This is a genomic window from Pyxidicoccus sp. M15 (assembly GCF_056858435.1).
In genome coordinates this window covers 12,315,245-12,335,118 of the sequence record NZ_CM166495.1, presented here as the reverse complement: position 1 = coordinate 12,335,118, position 19,874 = coordinate 12,315,245, and the positions used below count along the sequence as shown (strand labels likewise).

The 19,874-nt window shown below is 73.1% G+C and carries 18 protein-coding genes; 6 read left to right on the top strand and 12 right to left on the bottom strand.

Features of this window, described 5'->3' with window-relative positions:
• Positions 1 to 289 precede the first annotated feature (289 nt).
• Together ACX9TP_RS45965 and ACX9TP_RS45960 are read left to right on the top strand one after the other, a co-directional pair.
• Positions 290 to 2,227: a glycoside hydrolase family 15 protein gene (locus tag ACX9TP_RS45965; protein ID WP_482977065.1), complete on the top strand. Its 1,938-nt coding sequence runs from the start codon at positions 290 to 292 to the stop codon at positions 2,225 to 2,227.
• 107 nt (positions 2,228 to 2,334) lie between these two features.
• On the top strand, positions 2,335 to 2,628 hold the full coding sequence (locus ACX9TP_RS45960; protein WP_482977064.1) for a YgaP-like transmembrane domain: 294 nt from the start codon (positions 2,335 to 2,337) through the stop codon (positions 2,626 to 2,628).
• 13 nt (positions 2,629 to 2,641) lie between these two features.
• Here the strand turns inward: ACX9TP_RS45960 and ACX9TP_RS45955 are convergent, their stop codons facing one another.
• The 3 genes from ACX9TP_RS45955 to ACX9TP_RS45945 all read right to left on the bottom strand — a co-directional run bounded on the left by ACX9TP_RS45955 (position 2,642) and on the right by ACX9TP_RS45945 (position 5,461).
• Positions 2,642 to 3,400, bottom strand: a complete 759-nt coding sequence (locus tag ACX9TP_RS45955) for a hypothetical protein (protein WP_482977063.1) — start codon at positions 3,398 to 3,400, stop codon at positions 2,642 to 2,644.
• 96 nt (positions 3,401 to 3,496) lie between these two features.
• Positions 3,497 to 4,423 carry an NmrA/HSCARG family protein gene (locus ACX9TP_RS45950; RefSeq protein ID WP_482977062.1) on the bottom strand — a complete coding sequence of 309 codons (927 nt, stop codon included), beginning with the start codon at positions 4,421 to 4,423 and terminating at the stop codon, positions 3,497 to 3,499.
• Between the two features lie 351 nt (positions 4,424 to 4,774).
• Positions 4,775 to 5,461: a hypothetical protein gene (locus ACX9TP_RS45945; protein ID WP_482977061.1), complete on the bottom strand. Its 687-nt coding sequence runs from the start codon at positions 5,459 to 5,461 to the stop codon at positions 4,775 to 4,777.
• A gap of 263 nt (positions 5,462 to 5,724) precedes the next feature.
• Here ACX9TP_RS45945 and ACX9TP_RS45940 point away from each other — a divergent pair, with 263 nt between their 5' ends.
• A complete protein-coding gene (locus ACX9TP_RS45940) occupies positions 5,725 to 6,330 on the top strand; it encodes a hypothetical protein (RefSeq protein ID WP_482977060.1) in 606 nt (201 codons plus the stop codon).
• 8 nt (positions 6,331 to 6,338) lie between these two features.
• Here ACX9TP_RS45940 and ACX9TP_RS45935 read toward each other — a convergent pair whose 3' ends face one another.
• From ACX9TP_RS45935 to ACX9TP_RS45895, 9 genes are all read right to left on the bottom strand, one after another.
• Entirely contained in the window at positions 6,339 to 6,740 is a 402-nt protein-coding gene (locus ACX9TP_RS45935; protein WP_482977059.1) for a DUF2203 family protein, read from the bottom strand.
• A gap of 58 nt (positions 6,741 to 6,798) precedes the next feature.
• Positions 6,799 to 7,500 (bottom strand): hypothetical protein, encoded by a 702-nt coding sequence (locus ACX9TP_RS45930; protein ID WP_482977058.1) that lies wholly within the window; start codon positions 7,498 to 7,500, stop codon positions 6,799 to 6,801.
• A gap of 637 nt (positions 7,501 to 8,137) precedes the next feature.
• Positions 8,138 to 9,301 (bottom strand): alkaline phosphatase PhoX, encoded by a 1,164-nt coding sequence (locus ACX9TP_RS45925; RefSeq protein ID WP_482977057.1) that lies wholly within the window; start codon positions 9,299 to 9,301, stop codon positions 8,138 to 8,140.
• Between the two features lie 95 nt (positions 9,302 to 9,396).
• Positions 9,397 to 9,891: an endonuclease V gene (locus tag ACX9TP_RS45920; protein ID WP_482977056.1), complete on the bottom strand. Its 495-nt coding sequence runs from the start codon at positions 9,889 to 9,891 to the stop codon at positions 9,397 to 9,399.
• A gap of 86 nt (positions 9,892 to 9,977) precedes the next feature.
• Positions 9,978 to 11,291 (bottom strand): DUF1444 family protein, encoded by a 1,314-nt coding sequence (locus ACX9TP_RS45915; RefSeq protein WP_482977055.1) that lies wholly within the window; start codon positions 11,289 to 11,291, stop codon positions 9,978 to 9,980.
• Between the two features lie 54 nt (positions 11,292 to 11,345).
• Positions 11,346 to 12,062: a c-type cytochrome gene (locus ACX9TP_RS45910; protein ID WP_482977054.1), complete on the bottom strand. Its 717-nt coding sequence runs from the start codon at positions 12,060 to 12,062 to the stop codon at positions 11,346 to 11,348.
• A 116-nt stretch (positions 12,063 to 12,178) separates the two neighbouring features.
• Positions 12,179 to 13,429, bottom strand: coding sequence for a YncE family protein (locus ACX9TP_RS45905; RefSeq protein ID WP_482977053.1), 1,251 nt, complete (start codon positions 13,427 to 13,429; stop codon positions 12,179 to 12,181).
• Positions 13,426 to 14,067: a hypothetical protein gene (locus ACX9TP_RS45900; RefSeq protein ID WP_482977052.1), complete on the bottom strand. Its 642-nt coding sequence runs from the start codon at positions 14,065 to 14,067 to the stop codon at positions 13,426 to 13,428. Before ACX9TP_RS45900 ends, ACX9TP_RS45905 begins: the two co-directional genes overlap by 4 nt.
• A gap of 10 nt (positions 14,068 to 14,077) precedes the next feature.
• Positions 14,078 to 15,382 carry a WD40/YVTN/BNR-like repeat-containing protein gene (locus ACX9TP_RS45895; RefSeq protein WP_482977051.1) on the bottom strand — a complete coding sequence of 435 codons (1,305 nt, stop codon included), beginning with the start codon at positions 15,380 to 15,382 and terminating at the stop codon, positions 14,078 to 14,080.
• A gap of 202 nt (positions 15,383 to 15,584) precedes the next feature.
• Between ACX9TP_RS45895 and ACX9TP_RS45890 the strand changes: the two genes are divergently transcribed.
• From ACX9TP_RS45890 to ACX9TP_RS45880, 3 genes are all read left to right on the top strand, one after another.
• Complete coding sequence (locus tag ACX9TP_RS45890) at positions 15,585 to 17,186, top strand: LVIVD repeat-containing protein (protein WP_482977050.1); 1,602 nt, start codon at positions 15,585 to 15,587, stop codon at positions 17,184 to 17,186.
• Between the two features lie 202 nt (positions 17,187 to 17,388).
• A complete protein-coding gene (locus tag ACX9TP_RS45885; RefSeq protein WP_482977049.1) occupies positions 17,389 to 18,582 on the top strand; it encodes a cyclic nucleotide-binding domain-containing protein in 1,194 nt (397 codons plus the stop codon).
• Between the two features lie 13 nt (positions 18,583 to 18,595).
• On the top strand, positions 18,596 to 19,822 hold the full coding sequence (locus ACX9TP_RS45880) for a cyclic nucleotide-binding domain-containing protein (protein WP_482977048.1): 1,227 nt from the start codon (positions 18,596 to 18,598) through the stop codon (positions 19,820 to 19,822).
• Positions 19,823 to 19,874: the final 52 nt, after the last annotated feature.

Here is a 19,874-nt window from a genome sequence, read left to right as displayed (position 1 = left end):
CGGAGGTCTGTGAGAGAGCTGGCAGCCGGCCAGGCAATCCCTCTGTCGAGAGAACCTCCTGCCTCCGTGCCATCGCTTGAGTGCCAGAGTGCTCCCATGGCCTTCGAGCGGCTCGCAACGTCCTGGGGAGGTTTGCCCTGCTCCCGGGTTGCCCCGGTGGCGGGTCGGCCCCATCGGTGAAGGGCGGAGGACCGGGCGAGGCACCGTCGCGTGCCGGGCCTTTCGCCCGTGGGGTGCGGGCGCGGGCCGGCGCCTCCCCCACGGTTCTCTTCGTGGGAGAGGAGTGCGGATGCGCCGCATCGCCGACTACGCGCTCGTGGGGGACTGTCACTCCGCCGCGCTGGTGGGGAAGGACGGCTCCATCGACTGGGCCTGCTTCCCCCGCTTCGACTCGCCCGCGGTGTTCTGCCGCATCCTCGACGCCCGGCGCGGCGGCAGCTTCGGCGTGGCCCCGGAGGGGCGCTTCCAGTCCACGCGCTCCTACCTGGAGGACACCAACGTCCTGGTGACGACCTTCCACACGCCGCGCGGGGTGCTGGAGGTCGTGGACTGCATGCCCGTGTTCCCCGGAGGCGGCGCGCGCGGCACGCACGTGGGCACGCGCCACGCGCTGCTGCGGCGGGTGCGGTGCCTGGCCGGTGACGTCACGGTGCGCGTGGTGCTGACGCCGCGCTTCGAGTACGGCGCCTTCGTCCCCCGCATGCGCCTCACCTCGGGGCGCACCGCGGAGGTGGTGGGCGGCGCCGACGCGCTGTGGGTGACGACGACGCACCCGCTGGTGGCCCGCGAGGACGCGCTGCGCGCCCGGTGGAAGCTGCGCGCGGGCGAGGAGGCCTGGGTGGAGGCGGCGTGGACGCCGTCCTTCGTCGAGCGCTCCCCCTCGGACGCGCCGGACCGCGACGCCTTCCGCCAGCGGCTGGAGGACACGCTCACCTTCTGGCGCACGTGGATTGCCCGCTGCGCATACACCGGCGAGCACGTGCGCGCGGTGCGCCGCTCCGCGCTCACGCTCAAGGCGCTCACGTACGCGCCCACCGGCGCGCTGGTGGCCGCGCCCACCACGTCGCTGCCGGAGGAGCTCGGCGGCGTGCGTAACTGGGACTACCGCTTCACCTGGCTGCGCGACGCGTCGCTCACGCTCATCTCGCTGCTGGTGCTGGGCTACCGCGACGAGGCGGACGCGTTCCGCCACTGGCTGCGCCGCACCAGCGCGGGCCGCGCGGCGGACGTGCAAATCATGTACAGCATCCAGGGCCACCGCCTGCTGCCGGAGGTGGAGCTGGCGCACCTGGCGGGGCACGGCGGCGCGCGGCCGGTGCGCGTGGGCAACGGCGCGGTGAAGCAGCTCCAGCTCGACGTGCCCGGGGAGCTGCTGGAGGCCGCGTGGCTGTACGTGCGCGCGGGCGGGCCGCTGTCGAAGACGAACTGGGCCTTCCTGTCCGGGCTGGTGGAGGAGGTGTGCCTGCGCTGGCGCCTGCCGGACCAGGGGCTGTGGGAGATTCGCGACACGCCCCGGCACTTCGTCCACTCGAAGCTCCTGTGCTGGGTGACGCTGGACAGGGCGCTGCGGCTGGCGCGCGCCCGGAGGCTGCCGGCGCCCCTGTCGCGCTGGGCCCGGGAGCGCGCGGCGCTGCGGCGCTACCTGCTGGAGTGCGCGGAGGACGGCTGGTTCCCGCAGGCGCGGGGCTCGTCCTCGGCGGACGCGTCCACGCTGCTGGTGCCGGCCCTGGGCTTTTTGCCGGTGGCGCACCCGCTGGTGCGGCGCACCGTGCAGGTGGTGCGCGAGCGGCTGGAGTCCCATGGGCTGCTGTACCGCTACCATGCGCCGGACGGGCTCGCGGGCGGGGAGGGGACGTTCCTCCTGTGCTCGTTCTGGCTGGTGGACGTGCTGGCCCACGCGGGTCGTTGGGACGAGGCGGAGGCGGTGCTGGCGCGGCTCCTGGGGCTGGCCAATGACGTGGGGCTCTACGCGGAGGAAGCGGTGCCCGGCACCGGCGAAGCGCTGGGCAACTTCCCCCAGGCCTTCACGCACATGGCCCTGGTGTCCTCGTGCGCGCAGCTGTCCGCCGTGTACGCCGCGGTCCGGCGCCCCTCGCCCGGGAAGGCGTACGACTTCGCCAGCTTCGCGCTGGAGCAGCTGCTCACGCGCAGGCAGACCCGGGTGGCGCGGCCGGATGAGTCCATCGTCCCGCGCGGCTTCCTGCACGACGCCGCGTCGCCGGACTGAGGCCGGGCCGCGTGCCCGGTCGGCTGCCCGCCAGGTCGCCGGACGTGGGGTGTGCTCCCGCTGGTCGGCCGCCGGAGCGTGCCCATCTTCGCCCTGGGGAGGTGTCTATGGTCGTCGGCTTCATGGCGTCGCGGACGGGACGGTGGCTCCGCATCGTGACGGGCGCTGGGCTGGTGCTGGGAGGGCTGACCTCGGGGACGTCGCGCGGCGCGTTCGTGGCGCTCGCCGGGCTGGTGCCGCTCATCACCGGCGCGCTGGACCTGGTGCCCATCGCCCCGTTCTTCGGCCTGCCGATGCGCGGCGAGGAGCTGCGCCGGGCGCTGGGTGTGCCGGAGGACTCCCCGCTGCTGGACGGGCTCCAGCGGCCGTCCACGCGCCCCACGCCCATCACCCTCCACTGAGGGCGGCCTTCCGTCACTCCTTCCGGACCTGGAAGGGGATGTCGAGCGTGCCGAACGGCTCGCCGGTGTTCGCATCCACGAGCCGGGCCTGGAGGACGACCTGGCGCTCGCGCTGGGCCACGCCCTGGAAGTAGAGGAAGCCCTCCACGCGGCCCCCGTTCGCGAGCGTGCCCTCGGGCAGCGCCTGCTCGAGCATGTCCTGGGTGGGCAGCGGCTCCGCGCAGGCGTAGCCGCCGTAGTACGGGTAGTAGGGACTGTACGGGCCGACGAAGGGCCCGGGCGGTCCACCATAGGGGCCGTAGCCGTAGCGGTAGCCATGGTGGCCGTAGCCGTAGAAGCGGCCGTAGCCCCAGTAGGGCCCATACCCCCAGCCCGGCCCGATGCCCAGGTACAGCGACCCGCTCCCCGAGCCACCCTGGCCCTGTTCCTCCCGCGGGGGCCCGCTGTCGCGCAGCTCCAGCGGAGGCACCGCGGCGTAGTGGAAGCGCGACTCACCACCGACAATGGAGAAGTCGCTGTACTGGAGGCGAAGGGGCCGGCCGCTGTGGTTGTCCAGGAGGACGCGCACGGGCGTCAGGCTGCGCTCCAGGTCCGACGGCGTGCCCCTCCACGCGGTGCCGTCCGCCAGCAGCACCACCCCGGACGCCTCCGTCCTGGCGACGTCCGCGTCACCCTGCTGCAGCTGTGCCCCGGTCGACGGACGCAGCTGCGCCTCCGGTACGCAGCCCGACGCGACGAGCAGCGACGCGGCGACGAGCCCGAATCCACGCATGGCGCTCCCTCCTCGTGTGAAAGGTAGGAAGCCACGCTCCGGGCGCGGGCACCGGCGGAGGTGTCCACTCGGGCCGCGAGGGGCCCGGGGGCGGTCTCAGTGGCTGGTCGGAGGGGTGGGCTCCGCGGCCGCGTGGGGCCAGGCGGGCGAGGTGAGCGCGCTCCAGTCCTGACCGCGCGCCCAGTCCTCGAAGGTGTGCCAGCGCACCTCCGGGTACTGGTGCCGCAGGGTGAGGATGTCCGCGTGGTAGCCCACCCGGTCCAGCCATTCCCACATGGCCGCGAGGTCCTCGCTGCGCTCGCGCAGGAAGTCCAGGGGGAGCTGCTCGTAGTGGATGCGGTGGCCGCTCACCATGGAGAGCAGCCCCGCGGCCTGCTGGCCCGTCACCTCGTCCGAGGCCACGTCGATGCGCTCCTCCATGAAGTGGTCCGGCTCCTCCAGCACGCGCACGGTGAAGGCGGCCAGGTCGTCCAGCGCCACCATCTGCAGGCCGCGCGAGGGCGGCAGGCCCGTGGCGAACACGCCCGCCTTCAGCCCCTTCTCGAACATGGGGCTGGTGAGGTTCTCCATGAAGAAGGCGGGGCCCAGGATGGTGTAGGGCAGGCCGCTGCGGCGCACGTGCAGCTCCACCCGGTGCTTGCTGTCGAAGTGAGGGATGCCCGTCTTCCGGTCCGCGCCTGCTACCGACGAGTAGACGTAGTGCCGCACGCCCGCCAGCCGCGCCGCATCCGCCAGGTTGAGGCCGTGGCGGATTTCCGTTTCCACGCCGCCCTCGAAGGGCGTGGCCATGGCGTACATGGCGTCCATGCCCTGCGCCGCGAGGGCGATGGCGTCCACGTTGTCGAAGTCTCCCACGGCGAGCTCGGCGCCCATGGAACGGAGCTCCTCGGCGACGGGGGATTCCGCGCTCCGGACGAAGGCGGTGACGCGGTGGCCGCGCTTCAGGAGCTGGCGGGCCACGGCGCCGCCCTGCTTGCCGGTAGCGCCGGTGACGAGCACGGAGCGGAAGAAAGCCATGGGCATGGTTCGAACCTCGGACGAAGGATGTGGGGAAGTTGGGGACGGAGGGAGCCGCTGGCGAGCACGGGCAGCCGGGTTCCACGGAGCCTGCCCGGGACTGCCGGGCAGCAGGGCAGGCAGGGTGGCTGCCAGGGTGCGGGCAGGCTTCCTCCCGGGTGCGCGCGGGACAGGGAAGGTGCGGCGGCCGTGGCGGCGCGCTCGTGCCCGGGTACGCGGGACAGGGACGGTACGGCGCGGCGGCCGTGGCGGCGCGCTCGAGCCCGGGTGCTCAGGGCATGGGGAGCGGTGGGCGGCGCCACCCCTCAACCCCGGAAGGGGCTCCACCGGTACATGCCGGCGGAGCCCCGTGAAGGACTAGCGCTTCTTGCTCGTGCCGCCGCGCGTGCTTGAGGTGTCCGTCTTCTTCGCGTCCGTCTTCTTCGCGTCCGTCTTCTTCGCGTCCGTCTTGGCGGTCTTCCCCTTGCCGGCGCGGACCTCCTTCGCGAGCGCCGCCGCGCGTACCAGGCCCTTCGAGCCCGTCGCGAGCGCCGTCCTGGTCACCGTGCCCACCACGCGTCCGAGCAGCCCCTGCTTCGAGTCCGCCGCGGCGCGCTTCGCCGGGGCGCTGGTGCGCTCGGCCGCCGGCTCCGCGCGCGTCGCCGTCTTCTTGCGCGCCGTCTTCGCCGTCGTGTGCTCCGCCGAGGCCTTCTTCGCCGTCTTGCTCGCGGGCTTCGCACGGGCCGTCGTCCCCGTGTCCTCACGCGCCGTCTTCGCGGTGCGCGCCGTCTTCGCCCGGGCCGTGCCACTGCCCTTGGCGGCCGCCTTCCGCCCGCCCGCGGGCCGCTTCGTGGCCGCCTTGGCGCGGGCTTCCTTCTTCGCCCGGGCCGCCCGGCGCTCCTGGAGGCGCTTCACCGTCTCCGAGTGCGCCATGCCGTAGTGGATGTCACCCTGGTGCGCGCCGGGGACGGTGTCCGGCTGCATCTCCTGGAACTCGCTCTTGAGCGGCTTCTGCTTGTCCTCGTCGTTGCCGAGCCGGTCCGGCGTGCCGACCACGGCTTGCATCGGCTTCTTGGCTTGGAAATGGTCGAAACTGTAGGTCCTGGGCATCCCACTCTCCTCGTGTGCCGCGCGCGCCCGCGCGCTTTGCTCACAAGGTAGGAACCCTCCGCTCCAGAGGGCAGGTGTCCCACGCATGTTGACTGTCCCCAGCTGCGCGCATGCGGACACTCGGCGCCGCGTGGAGCGGCCCGGACGTGGGCGCTCTGTCCGGAATCAGAAGCGACGGCACCACACCGGCCCTCGTGCATGCCATGTTCCCGCCCACCATGAGCAAGCGCGACAAGCCGCAGGAATCAGAGCTGGTGACCGCCGCACAGGCGCTCTACGAGGGACTGGAGCGCTTCGAGGCCCTGTCCGAGCAGCTCCAGAAGGCCCCCCTCCAGTCGGAGAAGCACCTGGAGCGTGCCTCCGCCACCCTGCAGCAGCTGGCCGACATGGATGACCAGCTCCGCCAGCGCGTCACCGCGCTCGTCGGCGCCATCTCCAAGGTGCGCGACAGGCAGCAGGCCCAGGCCGAGGCCGTCCACCAGCGCGCCCAGGAGCTGCAGTCGCGCACCGAGGTCTTCAAGGACTTGCTCGTGCGCTACGGCAACATGGGCCAGAGCGCGGCCGAGCTGAACGTGCAGATGCAGCAGTTCGCCCAGCAGCGCCAGCAGGCGAAGACGCCCGAGGAGAACGCCGCGCTGGCCACCACCTTCCAGGCGCTCCAGGACCGGATGGCCCAGGTGGCCATCGAGGCGGAGGAGCTGTCCACCGCCGCCGACCAGAAGGAGTTCCACGACATCGCCCGGCAGGCGGACTCGCTGCGCCAGCAGCTGCTGTCCGCGCGCAACAAGATGGGCCTGCTCCAGAAGAGCTTCGGCGGGAGCTGAGGCGTCCTTCAGCTGAGGTACGTGGGGGCGAAGTCGTCCGGACTGTCGATGGGGCGCCGTCCGGCGAAGCCCTCCTGCAGCTCGTGCCAGTGGGTGACGGCGGGCTCGCCGAAGCGCCAGCAGAGGAACACGGGGTCGTCACCCCGGTGCGCGCGGAAGTCCACCAGCCCGTCCGCGCCCTTGATTTCCAGCCCCATCTCCGTGAGCTGGAGCAGCTCGCCGCGGATGCGCTCCAGGAGGGCGTCGCGCTCCTCGCGCAGCGTGTCCAGCTGGACGTCGCGGGTGCTCTCGGACGCGCCGAGGGTGTCCGCGAGCTGCTGCGCCCGCTCCACCCACGGGCGGACGCGCTCGAAGGTGCGGGACAGCAGCGGCACCAGCCGGTTGGCTTCTTCCACGCTGAAGTAGCGCATGGCCCGGGAGCATGCCGCCTCCAGGCCCGCCGCCGCTACTGCCTCCGGGCGACAGGCGTCAGCCGCGCATCAGCGAGGTGAGGTTCTCCGCGAGCCAGCGCTGTGCCGCGTCGCGCAAGGGGAAGGCGGCCTCGCGCTCGCAGAAGGCCGGGGTGTGCTCGGGGGCGCAGCGGCCGTCCGCGTCCAGGGGCGCGTCGTCCGGTCCGGCGAGGTCCGCGTGCAGCATGGCGTGGAAGACGAGGTAGTCGACGACGAAGGCCGGGACGTGCGGGCGGTCCAGGGCGGGGTGGATGCGAATCTCGCGCAGCCGCGCGTCGTAGCCGCCCAGGTGGATGCTGCGGCGCCGGGCCCTGCCGGGCTTGCGCGCCCAGCCCACGTCCACGCGCACGCGGCCGTCGAAGTGGGTGGTATTGAGGCGGGCGGAGAGGGCGCGCAGGTCGAAGCACCTGCCCCGGGTGCGCAGGGGCTTGCCGGGGCGGCGCTCGCGGCGCACGAGGCCGCGGTGGGAGCGGGCGTAGGCCTCCAGGGCTTCACCGGCGTCGGCGTCATTGCGGCCCGCGTAGCGCGCCATGGCGTGGACCACGTCGTCCGGGGCTCCGAGGAACAGGTGGTGCGCGCGCAGGCGGACGCCCTCGGGGCCGCGGCGGAAGCTGACCAGCGTGGCGCGGTTGTCCGTGAGCCGCAGCTGCACGGGGACGCCGAGCAGCGACGACAGCCTGCGGGCCAGGTCCGCGGCCAGCGGGAGCGCATCCTCCCGCACGGGCAGCCGGTGGCGGGTGGCCTCCGTGGCGGGTGGCTCGGGGAGGGCGGTGGCGTCGGAAGGGGTAGCGCCCTCGGAGCGTCCGTGTCGCGCGGCAGCGTTGGAAGAGGCGGCGGCCTCGGAGCGTCCACGTCGCGCGGCGTGTTCGGGGTGTGCAGAACCTTCGGAGCGGGCAGCGCCCCTGGCGGGCTCTGTGTGCTCGGAACGCGCGGCATGCTCGGAACGGGCAGCGCCCTCGGGACGCTCTGGACGCGCGGGGGCCAGAGCGTCGAACAGCGCCAGCTGCGAGGGTGGGTGCGAGGGCATCCGCCGTCAAAGGTAAGCCCCCGCGCGCGAGGTTTCCAGGCGGACGGACGCCCCCCGGGCAGGGGAGCAGGGCTCACTGTTCACAAATGTCGGGGGTTTGGCGACGCGAAATGTCCCGACATTTCCGAACAGCACGCCCCCAACCCCATCCCGGGGGCTCCCCCCAGCGGCGGTCTCGCGGAAGGAATCCTCCTTCCACCCGCGCCCCGGCTCAGGCCGCCCGGGTGCGCAGTGGTCCCCTCGCCTCGAAGGTGACGCCCCACCCGCCCTCGGAGCCTCCCTCCGGGCGGCGGCCGCGCGGAAGGAATCCTCCTTCCACCCGCGTCCCGGCTCAGGCCGCCTGCGCGCGGAACGGGCCCGTCACCTCGAAGGTGACACCCCGCCCGTCGGTGCCGCGCTGGGAGCTGAAGTAGAGGCGCCGGCCATCCGGGCTGAAGGCCGCGCCCGCCAGCTCCGAGCCGGAGTGCCCCACCACCTGGAGGAAGGGCGACACCTTCCGCTCCGTCGAGAGGAGGCACACCTGCATGTCATCCCCGTCCTCGCAGACGAAGACCTCGCGGGCGCGCGACACGGTGACGTTGTCCACGCCCCTCAGCGGCGAGCCCGGATGGCGCGCCGGCTCGTAGAGCACCTCCAGCCGCCCGGTGACGAGCGTGAGCGCCCACACGCGGTTGTCCCGCTTCGTGGTGAAGTAGACGACGCCCCCGTCGTACCAGCAGCCCTCACCGCCGAGGAACACCGTCGTCTCCCGCGCGGCGGGCTGCTCGGAGGCGGGGGCCTCGGGGGACACGGGCACCCACTCCACCTTCGCGCCCTTCCGCACGTCCCCGACGACGCGCGCGGCCTCCAGCGTGCCCGCGTCCAGCGCGGGCCACTTCGCCGGAGTGAAGCGGTAGAAGCGCCCGTCCGACGTGTCCTCGGTGAGGTAGAGGCGCCGTCCCATCGGGTCCACCGCCACGGCCTCGTGCGTGAAGGTGCCAAGCGCGGGCCGCTCCACGCCCTGCCCGGCGCGGGTCGGGTCACACTCCCAGACGTGGCCTCGCGGGTGCTCCTCGCAGGACAGCCACGTGCCCCAGGGTGTGGGGCCACCGGCGCAGTTGATGTCCGTGCCGGAGAGGATGCGGTAGGCGTCCTTCACCTCGCCCCCGGCGCTGAAGCGCACTGCGGACACGCCGCCGTCCGGAGACATCTCGCTGTTGCACGCGTACACCCAGCCGCCGTCCGGCAGCGTGAAGCAGGCGCCGCCGTCCGGAGCCATGTGCCACGCGTAGTTCGTGCCCGGCACCACCTCGCGGCTGCGGGCGATGATGCGCGAGGTGAAGCCGTGGGCCAGCAGCAGTCCATTCGCATCCGGAGCGCTCGCCAGCGGGCCGTAGGGGCCGGGGCCGCCGGGCACGGGCGCCGTGGCGTAGACGTTCCGCCAGAAGCCGAGGCTGCCCAGGGCGAGCGCGCCGCCCCCGAGGGCGGTGAAGCGGAGGAAGTGACGGCGTTCCATGACGCGGTTGTCGCTCAGGTCGTGCCCGCGTGGAAGCCCCCCACGAGGGCAGGGCCGGAGGCGCTGCGGCCTGGAGGGCAGCCGGGCGTCCCGGCTCAGGACTCACGGCACAGCCGGTCCACCCGGTTGAGCAGGGTGGGGATGCGCGAGGGCCCATGCATGCGCCGGATGCATTGCGCGGCGGTGGCCGTGTCCATGCCGACCGCGGTGACGAAGAGGGGGCGCAGGCTCTGGCCGCGCAGCACGGGCACGGAGGGGCCGGTGGTGACGTACGCCGTCTTGGCCACGCCGATGATGGGCACGTCGCGGTTGAGCGCCTCGTACAGGTGCGCGCCCAGGCCGGGCTTGTCCTCGCCGAGCCACACGTAGCCATCCACGACGATGGCCTCCAGCGGCTCCTGCACCATGGCGAGCACGCGCAGCAGGTGGGGCAATTCGCGGCGGTAGAAGTGGCCCGGCTCGTACGGCGCGGCGGGAGGGCCGTGGTCCACCAGGTGCGACGCCTCCGAGCCCGCCGGCCAGTCACGGAAGAGGACACACGCGGCCACGGTGAGCTCGGGGCGGTAGTCCACATCCAGGCAGGCGAGCATCGGTTCCTCCTCGGGGGGCGCGGCCCCACATGCCGGGGCCTGACGCGGGGGGCTCCGGCGAGCTGACCGGAAGGGGGCGCGGCACTTCAGGGGCCGACGTAGTCCTCCAGGTCCACGCGGGCCGCGCGCAGCCGCTCCAGCACGTCCGGCGCGGGCCACGCGGTGGTGCGGTGGCGGGGCGGCCAGGACTCCGGCACGGGCGTGAGGCACCCGGGCGCCAGGCGCTCCACGTCCTCCCACGGCACCATGAAGACGTCCTGGGTGCCGCCCGGGTTCACCGCCACCACGTCCGCGCGCGGCAGCAGCGCGCTCACGTCGTGACTCCAGACGCAGTACATGACGGGGCGCTCGTCCTTCTTCCGGGCGACGGCGGAGAGGCTGGCGACGAAGACGTCCACATCGTTCGCCTCGTGGAGCTTGTCGAGCGACTCCTTCTGCGCGGCGTACTCGGACAGGGCGAGGCGCACGTGGGCCAGCCGCACGCGCTGGGCGAGCGCGTCGTTGCCCGGGCGCAGGTACGGCACCACGCGGCCGGCGTCGTCCACCGTGTAGAGGGCGGGGGTGAGGCGGCGCGACGCGGCCTCGTACTCGCGCTCGCCGCTCTCGCACAGGCGCGCCACGGTGGCGGGGTTCGCATCTCCGGCGATGAGCACGGTGGAGCGCTCGGGGAGGATGGCGATGGGGCGGCCCTCCACGCGCCCGGCGAAGGACGCGAGGAAGCCCGGGTGCAGCAGGCGCGACGTCTCGTACGTGTCGCCGGAGTCGACGGACCAGATGGGGCTCGGCGTGCGGTCGTACAGCTCCACGCCGTCGAGCGGGAGCGCGGCGAGGTTCTCATGCGCCGCGGCGAAGGCGGCTTCCGCGTCCGCGCCCCACTCCTGGAGGTGCCGCCGCTGCACGAACATGGCGGACTCGGGCAGGTCCACCACCAGCAGCTCGCGCAGGAAGGGCAGGGTGCGCTGTCCCACCAGCTCGCGGTCGGACTCGAGCTGGGCGAGCTGCGACAGGCCGAAGGTGGACGCGCGCAGCACGGGCAGCAGGCGCCGCCGCACGTCCTCCCAGGGGAGCGAGTCCGGGCCCTCCTGCCAGAGCGAGCGGAGGAAGCGCTGGATGAGCTGGGTGCGCGCCTCGGGTGGCACCTCGCGGGTGTCCGCGAAGAGGTTGTCGAGGAACACGGTGCCCTGGCGCCCGTCGCGGGTGAAGTGCAGGCCGTAGCTGTCCGGGTGGCGCTCCACCTTCTCCACCTTCGGCTCGGCGCGCAGCAGGGCCTCCACCTGCTTCAGGAGGTACTCGCGCGGGTCCACGGCCTGCACCGTGTTCGCCGCCGAGGCGGCGGGGACGGCGGGTCGCGGCTCCGGAGCCGGAGCCTTCCGTCCGAACAGCCTGTCCCAGAACCCCATGCGTGCTCCCGCGTGCGTGCCGGTGGCGAGGTTACGCCCTGGACGCGGTGGGTGTCACAGGTCCAGGTAGGTGAGCAGCGCGCCGAGGTCCGCGTCGGACAGGGCCTCCAGGCTGTACGGAGGCATGTTGCCGCCGACGCCGAAGAACTGGCCGTGGCGCACCTTCTCGATGACGACCAGCGACGGTGGCACCCCGGGGAACACCTCGCCGTAGTCCGCCGTCACCTCGGGCAGCACCGAGGCCGCCTCCGTCAGCCGGCCCGCACCCGTGTGCAGCTCTCCGTGGCAGCCCTGGCAGGCCGCGCGGTACACCTCCTGCCCGCGCGCCCTGTCTCCGCGAGCCACGTCGGCGGCGTTCTTCACCACCGTCATCGGCAGCGGCGGCGCGTCGCGATTCGGGCTGATGCTCACGAGGTACTCGTAGAGCGCGCGGCTCTGCGGCGAGTCCACGGGCAGCGGCGCCACGCCGCGCATGAAGTTGACGTAGCAGAAGTTCACCGCGTCCAGCAGGCGCGTCTCGTACCCGCCCCACCACGACTCGCGGAAGGCCGAGTCGTACAGCGTGTACCCCGAGTCCATCCGCCCCGCCGGAGCGGTGGGCGTCGTCGCGTGGCACGTGGCGCACGAGAAGCTGTTGAACCGGCTCTCCGACAGCTTCGCGTCGCTGAACAGCCGCTCGCCGTACTCCGCCGCGGGCACCGGCCCCTCATCGCCGCATGCCGCCGCGAGCAGCGCCAGTGCCGCGAGCACCACCCGCCTCGCGCGCCGCATGGCCGCCACCGGAGGATGCTCACCGAGAGCGCCCGCCGCGCGCCTCATGGCCGCCCCCGGAGGACGTTCACCGAGAGCGCCCACCGCTGCCTCACCCGGGGCTCCCACCGCGCGCCTCATGGCTGCCCCCGGAGGATGCTCACCGAGTCCGGGAAGATGCCCACCTGCACCGTGCCCACCACCGTGCCGGCGGCGAGGTCCACCGCGTGCACCGTGCCCGGGCCCTGGTGGTCCCCCTCGCAGACGACGAGCCCGTGCTTCTCGTCCGGCGTCAGCGTCACCTGGTGCACGTTGAGGCAGCCGGCCGACGCGAGGTCCACCTCGTCGCGCACGGTCCCCGTCACCGGGTCGATGACCGCGAGCACGTCCGCGGCCTGATAGGGCAGGTAGAGCGTCTTGCCGTCGGAGGTGAAGGTCCCGAACATGGGCGCGCCGCGCAGCCCCGTCACCGTGCGCGTCGGGTCCATCGCCTTCGTGGTGGGATTGAGCACCTGCACCTGCCGGCTGGACATGGAGCTGACCCACGCCTCGCCTGTGGTGGGCGACAGGGTGAGCGCGTAGGGCTCGTGCTGGGGGCTGACCGCAGTGCCCACGTTGGCCGCCACCTTCACCCGCTGCACCGTGGGCGGGCTCGCGGTGAGGTCCACGATCGCCACCTCGTCCGACCAGCATGCGACGTAGGCCGTGCGCTCGTCGGCGGACAGGCGCACCGCGTGGGGCGCGGGGCACACCTCCACCATGCTCTTCCGCGTCATGGTGGCCGCGTCGATGATGGCCAGCCGCGCGTTCATCTCCGCCTCGGTGCCGCCCCGCCGCGCCACCTCGGTAATCCTCAGGGTGTCGAAGTGCGTCTGGTACAGCGTGCGCCCGTCGCGGCTGACGATGACGTCCCCGGGGTTGGGGTCCACGCGCACCGAGCCCAGCAGCCGGTTGTCGCGCGCGTCGAGCTTGAGGCAGTAGCCGTCCTCGGAGCCCGTGCCGTGCGTGCCATGCGGCCCCGAGCCGCCGCCCGGCACGTAGTTGGAGATGCCGACGTAATAAGCCGAGCCGTCCGGAGCCACCGCCGTGTGGTGCGGCCCCTCCAGCACCACCGGGTTGAGCCCCACCGGCACGCGCGCCAGTTCCTTGAAGCCGGGCGTGCCCACGGTGTCCAGCTCGATGAGGCTCAGCGTGTCATCCAGGCTGTTGGTGATGAGGATGCGCCCGCCGGGCCCGGGCGGCGGAACGACGGTTCCTTCCGCCCACGGGTCCGGGTGCGCGTACTCGAGCTCTTCCGGGGGCGTCACCGCGTCCCCCGGCTCCGGGTCCTCGCTGCACGCGGCCAGCGCGAGCGCGAGCGCCGGCACCCACCGGCGTGCCCCCTTCATCGCGCGCCCACCATCTCGATGGTGCGCGGCGTGGCCAGCTTGTACGGCCCCTCGCGGAGGCGGTTCTCCACGAGGTACGCGCTCGTCACCTGGACGGACAGCTGTTGGCCAATCGCGCCGCGCAGCGTGTCCCACGTGGCCGCGTCGAGCTGCCACTCCAGGTTGGAGGTGAGCATCTCCACCGGGCACGTACGGCCCGGCACCGTCACCTGTACCCAGTAGATGTCGCCGGTGAAGGGCGGCAGGTGCGCCTCGGCCGAGGGCAGAACTAGGTTCCCCAGCCACGCCAGCACGGAGCGGCCTTCCTCGCGCGGGCGCGCATGCGGGGAGGGCGTCAGGGGCGTCGCGCCGGGCGTGAGCGACGCAATCGGCGAGGTCCACCGCCACGTGGGCGGCGCGTCGGTGGAGATGTAGGACTGTCCCTCGGTGGGGGACTCCAGCGTCACCGACTGCGCGCTGGCCGTAGACTTGTCCTTCGCGTCCACCAGTGAGCGCCAGGCCTCGTCGGTGGCGTTGCCGCCGTAGAGCGGCTCGCCGCACTCGTCGGCCTCCGGCTCGTTGCTGTCACAGGCGGGGGCCAGCGCCAGCAGCGCGGCCGACAGGGACGTCCACAAGAGCTTCCGGGAGAGGGTCTTCATGGTGAGGGGCCTACCGGTGGTTCGAGCGCCGCCGGCCGCGGCGCCACAGCGTGAGGGTCGACAGAAGCAGCAGGGCGGGCACCGCATTCCCGGACGCCGCGCCGCAGCCATCGGATTTCGAGGGAGGCGCCGTCCCGGCATCGGCTTCGGGCGTGCCCGCGTCCTGGGGCGGAGGTTCCCCCACGCCACCGTCGGGGTACACCTCCGCGCCGAGCTGGTCCGCCAGCTGCGGCCAGAGGCCCGGGCAGAGCTTCTGCACCGGCGTGCCCGCGGGGCACTGGTCGGGGCCCTTGATTCCGTAGAGGGTGAACAGCGGCTCCCAGGTGTCGCCCTGGTCGTTGCTGCGCGCCAGGGCCCAGTCGTGGAGCCAGGTGGAGCCGCAGGCGTAGAGCGTCTCGCCCGTGCGCAGCGCGCACGAGTTGCCGGTGGGCAGCGGCCGCTTCTCCAGCGGGCCGGAGCGCGGGCCGCGGAAGAAGTAGTTCAGGGTGCCCACCCAGGCGGTGCCGCCGTCGGAGGACAGCTCCATGTTGGTGAAGACGTCGTCCAGCACCTGCACCTGCGTCAGCGTGCGGCCGCCGTCGTCGCTGCGCATCAGGTGCGTGTAGCCCTGCGCGGACACGCGCAGCCACACCCCGTCCGCCTGCACGGGGTCCACCGCCGTCAACACCAGGTCGTACGGCCGCTGCAGCTCCGGCAGCGCGTGGGGGATTTCCTCCCAGGTGTCGCCCGCGTCGTCACTGCGCAACAGGAGCAGCTGGCCGCCCGCGTCGCCGGAGGCATACAGGCGCCGGGGGTCCACCGGCGAGACGCGCACGGCGTTGAGGTTGAGCCCCGTGCGCAAGAGCGGCGTGGGCTCCCACGTCTCGCCGCCGTCGCGGGAGCGGTACACGCCGTTGGGCGTCGTGGGCCGGCCGGTGACGGCATAGAGGATGCGGTCGTCGGTGGGGTGCGCGGCGAGCCCCGTCACCCAGGTGCTCTTGAAGTACGGATGCGTATTCCAGGAGCAGCCGTTGTCGGCCGAGCGCAGGATGGCGCTGCCGGTGGCGGCGATGATGTCCCCGGCCTCGCGCCACAGGAAGGACTCCGGGCGCCAGCCGCCGTAGCCCATGGCGTCCGGGCATATCCACCGCCACGTCTGGCCGCTGTCGCGCGAAATCACCGCGCCGAAGCTGGCGCCCACGAAGAAGTCCTCGGGGTGGCCGCGGCGAATGGTGACGTTGGACGTCTCCGGCAGGCCCGCATGCGCGTGCGCGGCCCCGCCCGTGCCCAGGGTCAGCAGTGTGACGGCCGCTGCCACCGTGTTGCGAGGATTCATCTCCAGGACTCCAGGAACGTGCCGGCCCAGCCTCCACGATAACGCCCGGCGCGCCCGCGCATAGCGGCGGAGCGTGAAACGCCGCGCGATATGCGGGTGCTTCCCCGCTCGTTCAGCAGGCAGAGCGGGACGGAGGGGCTCCGCGGGCCGGGCGGAGTGCTCCGACGCTTTCACTCATCACCCTTGCGGAAGGACGCTTTCGATGAAGCGGTGGACGCGTAGCGCGTTTGGACTGGTCGTGTCCGGCCTGCTGGGAATGACGGTGGGTTGCTCGGGGGAGCTGGTGGACCCGCCCATCGTCAGGCACGAGGTGAAGCCGTGGATGACGGACGCTCCGGACTGGGAGTACACGGGGCCGATGGCCGCCTGCAGGCCGGCCGCGAATGCCGCCGCCCCGTGCGGCGCCTATGAGTCCTTCGACCTGTCCGCCTGCAACCTGGCTTCACTGAAGGGCGCGAAGGCGGGCGGCCTCTACACCACGCACGTCATCCTGGATTCCGTCGAGCCGGTGTTCAGCACGGTCAACTCGCTGCGGGTGGCGACGGATGGGGGCGTCTCCCACCACAGCACCGTCGTCTTCCCCGAGCAGCAGGTGGAGGATGGCCGGTTCTACCTGGGGGTGAAATCGAGCCGTCCGGACGGCGGCTCCTCGGCGGTGGTGATGGTGGGGTGCGAGGCCAGCGAGGACGGGCTCACGCTGAAGGGCTGCTACCAGCAGTGCCGCAACGGGGCGTCGTCCCTCTCCGGCACCTTCGAGGCCTCGCGCGTGGTGCGCCGCCAGGGCGAGTCGGAGGCCTCCGGCCTGTCGCTGCTGTCGGAGGCGGCGGTGGGCGAGGCGATGCCCGTGGACGTGTACGTGACGAAGGGCCATGCGTACGTGGTGTCGGTACCGTTCCTGGGCCGGCCCGGCGGGCTGAGCGTGTTCGACGTGTCGGACGCGCGCGCGCCCGTGCTGAAGAAGTCGATTTCCTACCCCAACGACAACTACTGGAACGGCGTCTGGGCGAAGGACGACGCGCTCTACGTGGCGAGCGCCGACCAGGGCCTGCACGTCTTCGACATCTCCAACCCGGCGGACCCCCAGCTGCTGCGCTCGCTGCCGGGGGACGCGGGCGGCATCGACGTGCACACCGTCATCGTCGACGGCAACCGGCTGTACGCCATGTCGCCGGGGCCCAACGTGGAGACGCTCATCTTCGACGTGAAGGACGCGAGGGCGCCCGTGCTGCTCACCCGCTTCGTGGCGCCGGGTGCGCCCTCGGCGTCGAGAGTCACCTACCCCCACGACGCCTTCCCCTTCGAGAACAGGCTCTACATCAGCCACTGGGCGGGCGGTTACCGCATCGCGGACGTGAGGGACACGGAGGCGGTGGAGATGGTGGGCGAGTACGTCTACCCGAATGCCACCAGCCACACGAGCCGGGTGATGCGCCAGGGGGAGCGGCTCTACGCCTTCGAGGGCGGTGAGCACTGGGGCGCGCACCTGCGCGTGCTGGACGTGTCGGACCCGGCGGCGGTGCGCATCATCGGTGAGTACCGCCTGCGGCCGGGCGTCTCCATCCACAACATGGAGCTGAAGGGCAACCGGCTGTACCTCTCCCACTACCAGGAAGGGGTGCGGGTGCTGGATGTGACGCTGCCCTGGCAGCCGCGCGAGGTGGGCTACTACAACACCTACCAGCCCGAGCACCCCAAGGCGGGCTTCACCTTCTATGACGGCGCCATCGGCATCCGCGTTCCGGGAGACGGGCACGTGTACGTCATCGACACCGCGCGCGGCCTGCTCATCATGAAGGAGGGCTGAGCGGCGCCTTCGTGGCGGGGGGAAGGTTGTCCACCCGTCACAACGCCCCGGGGAAGCGCGCTCCGGAGCGTCGGCGGGAGGTGGGCCCGGTGCGCGGGGCTCGCCTCCCACCCGTCCTGTCTGCTACGGACGCGCGAAGACACCCGTACGAGGGCGGCTCCAGCGCGGGCGGCCCGCGGGTGCCTCAGGGGGAGTGCAAGACATGGCGGGGTCCACGGTGGAGCCCAGGCTCATCGACGACGGCGTGGGGCGGGCTGACGTGCCCGCGGGGGCCGCCACGCGCGCCGTCTGGGAGGCGGTGATGCAGGGAGCGGTGGAGGTGGCCGTCCGGGCCTACGAGGACCTGGCCGCGCCGCAGCGGGAGCGCGTGCTGGACGAGTCCTCCGGAATGCCCGGGCAGACGCGCGCGTCGCTGGTGGAGGTGTTGCGGCGGGCGCGGGACTTCGAGGGTGCCGCGCGCCTCTTGGAGGCGGATGGCGTGCACGCGGCGGCGGCGCCGCTGCATGAGCAGGCCGGCGCCCTGCACAAGGCGGCCGAGGCGTGGCTGCGCGTCGGTGAGCGCGGGCGGGCGGCCGCCGCCTTCGAGCGCGCGGGCAGCCTGGAGCGGGCGCTGGAGCTGTACCGGGCGCTGGATGCGCGCGAGTCCATGGCCCAGTGCCTCACGCGCCTGCACCGGCCCCTGGAGGCCGCGGCGGTGTACCGCGAGCTGGGCAACGCGCACGCGGAGCTGGAGTCGCTGCGCGCGATTGCGCCCGGGCACCCGCGCCGGCGCGAGGCGGTGCTGCGGATGAGCGCGCTCCTGGACGCGCTGGGAGACTCGTGGCGGGCGCTGGTGCTGCTGGCGGACGAGATGCAGGAGTCCGGCGGGGCGCGCGAGGACGGCGCGCTCCAGGCGGAGCATGCGCGGCTCCTGCGGCACCTGGGGCTGGACGCGGCCGTGGCGGAGCCCGAGCGGGCGCCCCCGCCGCCGCCGGACGGCTACGAGTACCTCAAGGCCATCCCCATCTTCGGCGAGCTGCCGATGCAGGACATGAAGGACCTGTTCCGCATGGCGCAGCAGGTGTTCATCCCCGGGGACACCACGGTGCTGGAGAAGGGCGCGCGGGGCACGGGGCTGTTGGTGCTGCTGGACGGGACGGTGGACGTGTACAGCGGCTCGGGGCTGGACGCGCGGCTGCTCAACACGCTGGGGCCGGGGGCGTTCCTGGGAGAAATCTCGCTCATCCTGGACGGGCCCACGTCCGCGCACGTGCGCTCGCGCACCGCGGTGCGGGCGCTGCGGGTGACGCGGGTGGACTTCCAGCACTACCTGGAGACCCACGCGGACGCCGCGCTGCGCATCTACCGGCTCTTCACCGAGAATCTGGCCGAGCGCGTCCGGGCGCTGAGCGCGTAGGCTGGGGCCCGCAATGGCGGACACGCGTGGCGCGAGCAGGGAGCGGGCCGTCCAGCTCGCCGGTGAAGGCAGGCTGGAGGAGGCGCTGGCGGAGTACCAGGGCGTGGCCAGGTCCGCCCCGGACGACGCGGAGGTCCGCCTGAAGGTGGCGGAGCTCCTGGAGTGGCTCGGGCGGCAGGCGGAGGCGGTGACGGCGTACGAGGCCGCCGCGCTCGCGTGGACGCATGCCGGGCAGCCGCTGCGCGCCGTGGCCGCGTGCCTGGCGCTGGCCCGGCTGGGCGCGCCCCCCGCCGTGAGGACGCGCACCGCGCGCGTGCTGGCCGAGCGCTTCGCCCTGGCGCCGGGGGCCGTGGCGCCGGCGGCGTCCCCGGGGACGATGGCCCCGGTGCCCGGGCCCGAGGCGCCGGGCGCGATGCCCATCCTCTCGCACCTGGACCGCGAGGCCTTCATCGCCCTGCTGGAGGCGCTGGAGGTGCGCGCCTTCTTCCCCGGGCAGGCGGTGGTGGAGGAGGGCAGCGCCGGCGCGTCCATGTTCGCGCTGGTGGAGGGCCGGGCGGACGTGCTGCGCACGCTGGAGGGCGGCGAGCGCAAGTCGGCGGGCACCGTGCTGCCGGGGGACTTCTTCGGGGAGCTGGCGCTCGTCTCCGAGGGGCCCCGGCTGGCCACGGTGGTGGCCACCGAGCGCTCCGTGCTCCTGGAGCTGACGCGCGGGCGCATGGAGGCGGTGGCCGCGCGCCACCCCACGGTGGCCGTCGCGGTGGAGGCCTTCTACCGGCGGCGCATGGTGGAGAACCTGCTGCGCAGCAACCCGCTGCTCAGCAAGCTGACGCCGGAGCAGAAGGCGGCCGTGTCTCGCGACTTCCAGCTGCGTACGGTGAGCGCGGGCGAGGCGCTGCTGACGCAGGGGCAGACGGGAGACGCCTTCTACGTGCTGCTGCGCGGCCGCTGCACGCCGTGGCTGGAGCAGCTCCACGGCCGGCGCGTGGCGCTGGCGGAGCTGCGCGAGGGCGACGTCTTCGGCGAAATCTCCCTGCTGCTGGACAAGCCCGTGTCCGCCACGGTGCGCGCGGACGTGGCGGGCGTGGTGCTGCGCCTGGAGCGAGCCGCCTTCGAGAAGCACCTGCTCAGCCAGCCCGGCCTCAAGGGCATGCTGATGCGCATGGGCACCGAGCGCCTGCAGCGCACCGCCCAGGCCCTGGCCTCCGGCCGCGTGCTGCACGACGGAGACCTGCGCGTCTGACGCGGGGCGCGGGCCCTCCTTGGAAAAACGAAACGCCCGGGCCCCCATGAGG